Source organism: Kytococcus sp. HMSC28H12 (assembly GCF_001816045.1).
Lineage (GTDB): Bacteria > Actinomycetota > Actinomycetes > Actinomycetales > Dermatophilaceae > Kytococcus > Kytococcus schroeteri.
The window spans coordinates 2,402-3,156 of record NZ_KV824666.1 but is presented as its reverse complement, the minus strand read 5'-3'; the positions used below and the strand labels follow the sequence as shown (position 1 = coordinate 3,156).

General features: G+C 77.4%; 1 protein-coding gene. It reads right to left on the bottom strand.

From position 1 onward, the window contains the following. Positions 1-48: 48 nt before the first annotated feature. Positions 49-755, bottom strand: a 707-nt coding sequence (locus HMPREF3099_RS10735) for a hypothetical protein (RefSeq protein WP_371327541.1), incomplete at its 5' end; no start/stop codon positions are given.

The following is a 755-nucleotide window of genomic DNA, read 5'->3' as shown; positions in this document are numbered from 1 at the left end:
CCGCCGCAGGGTGCGGCGGTCCCGACGGGCGGGCCCGGTAGGTGGCCGTCACCGGCGGCCGAAGCGCATCCAGGCTCCGACGGCGAGGGCGGCCGCGGCGAGCAGGCCGAGGGTCCACAGCAGACCGGACGAACCGCCCTCCGGGGCCACCTGCGAGGACTCCGAGGAGGCGGACTCGGAGGCCGAGGCGCTCGGGGACGGTGCGTCCTCGGAGGCCGACGGGGCGGGGGACTCCGCCGGGCCCTCGGAGGCGCCGGCGGAGGGCGAGGGCGACGATGGGGCGCCGTCCTTCGCCGCGGCAGGGGCCGTGGCGCCGGGCAGGTCCGCCTCGCCGGCGCCCCAGCTCCAGCCCTCCACCTGGCCCGGCTCCGGGTCGGTCTGGTTGGCGGCCTTGGTGGCGAAGGACCACGTGCCGCCCGGCTGCTTGGCCTGGAAGTACGCCCAGAAGTTGGTGCCGTCGAAGTCGCCGCAGGTCCACCCCTTCTCCTCGCGGGGGAAGGGCTCACCGGCCACGGCCAGCTGGCAGATCATGCCGTTCTTGTCGTGCGTGACCTTCACGCCGGCGGCCTCGAGGGCGGCCTCGCCGGACTCCGGGTCGCCCACGGCGCAGCGGGTGACGGTCTCCTCGGGGGTACGCACCACCACGGTGACGCCCTCCTCGGGCGAGCAGGCGCCGTCGTGGCCGGTGCGGGAGGCGGCCACGCGGGCAGCCGGCACGGCATCGGCGGTCAGGGCGGTGGCGGTGGCGCCAGTGG